The sequence below is a fragment of the Methylobacterium sp. AC315 genome (assembly GCF_979253755.1).
The window spans coordinates 1-4972 of sequence record NZ_CEEDEA010000051.1; the positions used below are offsets into that span (position 1 = coordinate 1).

At 66.3% G+C, this 4972-nt stretch carries 2 protein-coding genes and 1 pseudogene; 1 reads left to right on the top strand and 2 read right to left on the bottom strand.

Features of this window, described 5'->3' with window-relative positions; all coding sequences use genetic code 11:
- Positions 1-458 precede the first annotated feature (458 nt).
- Positions 459-2561, bottom strand: coding sequence for a rhamnan synthesis F family protein (locus AC0IY0_RS28560; RefSeq protein WP_471766441.1), 2103 nt, complete (start codon positions 2559-2561; stop codon positions 459-461).
- Between the two features lie 34 nt (positions 2562-2595).
- The gene (locus AC0IY0_RS28565) at positions 2596-3330 is read right to left on the bottom strand and encodes a recombinase family protein (RefSeq protein WP_471766442.1); all 735 of its coding nucleotides are present in this window, start codon (positions 3328-3330) and stop codon (positions 2596-2598) included.
- Positions 3331-3406: 76 nt separating this feature from the next.
- On the opposite strand from AC0IY0_RS28565, the pseudogene AC0IY0_RS28570 reads away from it, so the two are divergent.
- Positions 3407-4754, top strand: a pseudogene (locus AC0IY0_RS28570) (IS701 family transposase).
- The last annotated feature ends 218 nt before the right edge of the window (positions 4755-4972 follow it).

The following is a 4972-nucleotide window of genomic DNA, read 5'->3' on the forward strand; positions in this document are numbered from 1 at the left end:
GGGGTGCGGGGCTTCCGCGCGGGGGCGGGCCCCGCTATAGGCGAAGGTAGCCATGGTCCTGTACCTAGCATATTGGATCATGGTCAGGCCGGCGAGGGTATGTCCAGTACCCTTGTCGGCCGCCCCTCTCACGGGAGGGCAGACCATGCGAGCCGAGATAGACGTCGCAAACTCCATTTAGGCCGGACCGCCGCCGCCCGCAATCGCAGATTGCGAGCATAGTTAAGACTTAACCTTATCTTGATGGGTTGAGCGGGCGCCGCTGGAGATAGCCGCGAGGCGGAGCATGTTTCGAGGCGATTTGGTGGCCTCCGTTAAGATGGCCCACCCGACACCGTACCAACATGCCCATGTCGGGGCGGTGCGAGCCGTACGACGGGTCCGGGCTGGGCGGGAGTGGAGGGAGCGCCCGCTCAAGTCGAGGGTCGCTCTCCGCAGGCCCCTGTACGGCCCTCCCCTCAGAGGACGCCCGGATCGAGTGTTTCGTTGGCCCGCGTCGGCTCCAGGAAACCGATGAGCGGTTCCAGTGCCTCCGGCGCGTGGAGCCGCCACATCGCGTAGGCTGTCCCGAGACGATCGCCGCGGTGGACGAGATCGAACGCTTGCCACGGCATGCCGGCGGGAGCGGCCAACGGCTCGAAGCTCAGTTCGCCGAACGGCCACACACGCCCCAACATGGCGCGTAAGGCTCGCCCTCCCCCGTCCGCCCCATCAGCGGGAGGTGGTGGGTAGCTCGGCCCGACGGCCGGCCGCTCGCCCAGCCGCAAGAGAATGACGACGTCCGCGCGGGCGCGGGCCAAGGCTTGGCGCACCGCGCGAAGCGGTGGCATGGGCGCAACGTTGGTGACGACGGTCGCGCCAGCCAAGCGCCCGAGGACGTGGTGCGTGTCGTCGATCGAAGCGTTGTCGACGATTACCGCGTCGATCGGCACGCGCCGTCCGAGCACGAGGGCGCGCATCAGGTGCAGGAGCCGCGCCGGCCTTCCGTCAAGGACGGCGAGGACCGAGACCAGCGGGCTCGCCCCCGGCGACAAATCGACCGTGTTCCCGGCGGCCAGGAATTCGTGCATCGCGACGAGCGCCGATCGCTCATCGTCGTGCCCCGACCCGGCCGTGCCGGATGTCCTTCCCGCGGCCTCCCGGGCGAGCCGTGCGAGCGTCAGGTCCGCTGGCGCCGTGTCGTAGCCGCGCGCTTCCATCTCCGCGCGCCAATCTGCGGTTTCGACGCTAGGCACGAGCGCCCGCGCCGTCCCGACTTTCAAGTAGGGGAACCCGGCGCGCAGGAGCCGGCGCCAATTGTGCAGTGTCGCGTCGAGCCAGTCCGGCGTTGGGAACAGAACCTCGGCGCGAAACCGGCGTGCGGTCGCATAGCGCGCGAGCTGCGTCTCGTACTCGTTCACGACGTCGTTCTTGTGGGCGTACGAGACGACGCCGTCGAAGAATGCCCGACCAGCCTCGGAGGTGAGGAAGCGCTGTTTCAGCGCCAGAAAGTAGCTCTGGATGTGCCAGCCACGGTCGGCGTTGTCGGTCAGGCCGACGAGATCGGCCTCGCTCGCGCGTATCCGGTCGACCACTCGCTCCAGCGCTTCCGGATGGGTTGGGCCGAAGACGCTATCATTGACCAAGTACAGAATCTTCACGCCAAGGAGTTCCGGATGCAGGCGCAGCACGTGGGCCCAAGCGGCGAAATCGAAGCCTGCATTCGCGCGCCGGAAAGCGTGATCGGCCTGGTCGAGGGCGGCGCCAGTCACCACAGCATTAGCCACATCACAGACCACGATCAGAGCACACTGGATCCCAAATCGCCGCAGAGTCGCGATATGGTGAGCGATGTGCGGTTTGATCGCGCCGTCGCGCGCATGCGTGACGAACAGGGCAACCTCGTCGGCGAACTCGCCGCGCTTCAGGCAATCCATTCGCGCCGCCGTAACCGGCTCCGACACAAGGGTCACGTGTGGATTCGGGCGGCGGCGGTCGATTAGGCCTTCCGTGATGAAGTGTTCCAGGGGATCGAGGCCGCGCCGGACAACGTCCGGGTTGCGGGCGAGATACCAATCCGGATCGAAGATCGTGCGCCAGGCCTCCCGATCCTCCTCTGCGGCGCTGGCGGCCCGGCCCTCGAAGAGGCCGATCCGGCGGAAATGCTCTAGGGGATCATCCCGGAAGGGGGCGAGATCGGCGTTTCGCGCCCGATACCAGATCGGGTCGAAGCGGGTGTCCCACACGTCCCGCGGCTCGCGATCGGCGCTGGGGTACCGGCCCTCGGCCCGGCCGTAGAGGAGATAGTGCCGGGCCGGGTCGGCTCCCGTGGCAGCCACATCCGGATAGCGTGCACGGTACCAGATCGCGTCGACGACTTCTTCGATGGTCGCCAGCTCGGCTGCCGGGGTAGGGAAGCGGCCTTCTGCGCGGCCATGGGACCGGAAGTGCTCGGAGGGGTCTGCGCCTGCCGCCGCGACGTCCGGGTAGCGCTCCCTGTACCAGTCGGCATCGACTGTCAGGTCGCCCGTCGCCCGATCGCCAGCCTCGACGTCACGGGGATCGTATCTGGTCGCTACCATCTCTAACGTGCCGACATCCCGCCTTGTAGAGCAATCACCTATACAGGTAGTTGGCTAAGCCAAACAGACTGGCTTCCGCTTCGACGTAGCGGGCGAAGATCTGCTGGACCACGACGCCCTCCGCCGGCTTCAGTGTGACGCCGGCCGGGTCGCGCGGGCGGTCAGGGTCGAGCCGGTAGCCATCGGGCGCCCGAGTCCAGGGCAACAAACAGCCGGCTCGCATTCGCATCTGCCGTCCCCGCCGCATGCGTTCCGCGATCAGGGTGCGCTCGTACTCTGCCACGGCGCCCCAGATCCGCAACAGCAGCTGGTCCTGAGGATCCCGCCCAATCGGCCGGTCCGGGAAGACGACCTGACAGCCGAACCGCTCCAGTTCCTGCAGCGGGACCATCATCTGCACGTAGTTGCGGGACAACCGGTCCGGGTCAATGACCAGCGCCCAGCCGACCTCGCCGGCTCGCACAGCATCGCGCAGCCGGTCCAGCCCAGGCCGGTTCAGTGTCGCTCCGCTGCGGCCGTCATCCCGGAAGATGGCGCTGTCGTCCAAAGCTACATCCTGAGCCTGCAGGTAAGTGCGGAGGCGCTCAAGTTGCTGGTCGATGGTCTGAGCTTGGGCTTGGCGCGCAGTCGAGACCCGCACGTAGACCGCCGTTCTTATGGCTCGCCTCCTGTTTCGCTCGGGAGGTGATACCGTTCCCACCGCGGCTTGGACCGCGGGAAGGCCCCAGCTCAGGAAGAGCGCGTACGCCCGATCCCAACAACGTTCCACTACCAAACAGCTAGTACTACTGTGTTATAAATTTTGGGTGTAGGGTTTGCGATTCGATCTCGTAATGGAGCGAGGCATGGATCGCTTGAACTCCCCGCTGGCTGCCGACCAGCCGCGCTTTGCGGCTTATCTGAAGGCTTTGTCAGGCGTCCTGGGCCATGCTGATCGGATCGCGCCGCTGAAGGCCTACTGTACGGGTCTCCTCCTGCCGGGTGCTTGCAAGAGCATCGAGCCGATGGCGGCCCGGATCGCGCCAGCGCGTGTCCAGGCCACCCATCAGGCGATGCATCACTTCGTGGCCAAGGGCCAATGGTCGGACGAGGCTTTGCTGGCCCGGGTACGCAGCGAAGTCCTGCCGCTAATCGAGCGTCAGGATTCGATCCAGGCCTGGATCGTCGACGATACGGGCTTTCCCAAGAAAGGCCGCCACTCGGTTGGGGTGGGACGGCAATACTGCGGTCAGATCGGCAAGCAGGACAATTGCCAGGTTGCCGTGAACCCTCTCGGTGGCCAACACCCAGGCCAGCCTGCCGGTGGCCTATCGCCTCTACCTGCCGGAAGCCTGGACCCAGGATGCCGAGCGGCGCAACAAGGCCAGCGTGCCCGAGGATATCAACTTCCGGACCAAGCCGGAGATCGCGCTGGATCAGATCCGAGCAACCTTGGCCGATGGGGTGCCACCCGGCCTCGGCCTGGCAGATGCCGGATACGGGATCGACACGGCCTTCCGCACGGCGCTGCCGGCGTTGGGCTTGTCCTACAGTTTGGGTGTTCAGTCCTCGACGAGCCTGTGGCCTCCCGGAACGGCACCCCTGCCGCCCAAACCCTGGAGCGGGCGCGGACGCCCACCCACCCGGGTGCGACGGAGCCCTGAGCAACAGCCTCTCTCGGCAGAAAAGCTGGCCCGGTCTCTGCCGGAGGCCGATTGGCAGCGTGTCACATGGCGCGCTGGCACGAACGGTCTGCTGACCTCGCGGTTTGCGGCCGTGCGGGCGCGTCCGGCGCATCGGGATGAGCTGCGACACGAGCCACGTCCCGAGGAGTGGGTCCTGATCGAGTGGCCGGACAACGAGGATGCGCCAACCAAATACTGGCTATCGACCCTGCCGGCAGAGACGCCCTTGGCCGTGTTGGTCGGCCGGACGAAGCTGCGCTGGCGTATCGAGCGGGACTACCATGAGCTCAAACAGGAGATTGGGCTCGGCCACTACGAGGGGCGAAGCTGGCGCGGCTTCCATCATCACGCCAGCCTATGCATCGCGGCCTACGGGTTCCTGGTCTCCGAGCGGGGCCGCTTTCCCCCCTCGGAACCAGAGTTCACCGAACGGCAAGCGCTTGCCCTACCCGCCAGTTATAGACCCCGCGGTGCCCCCCGATCCGGCCCGAGCGACACGTGCCTGACTCCATCGCAACCTTGCGCCTGAGGCTAACACGGGCGCTCGTTCGTTCCCTTCATCGATGTCCCTGTTGCCAACAAATATTTATGACACAGTAGTAGTAGAGGCTATTACGGACTGCTGCAGAATCGGCAGCCCTGCGCAGGAGCCGGGCTCCCACCGTCTCGATGCACGCGGATGCCGCTGACCTTGTGGGCCGGCAGCTGTTCATGACGACTGTGTCGCCGGGCGGGAGGGGGGGGACG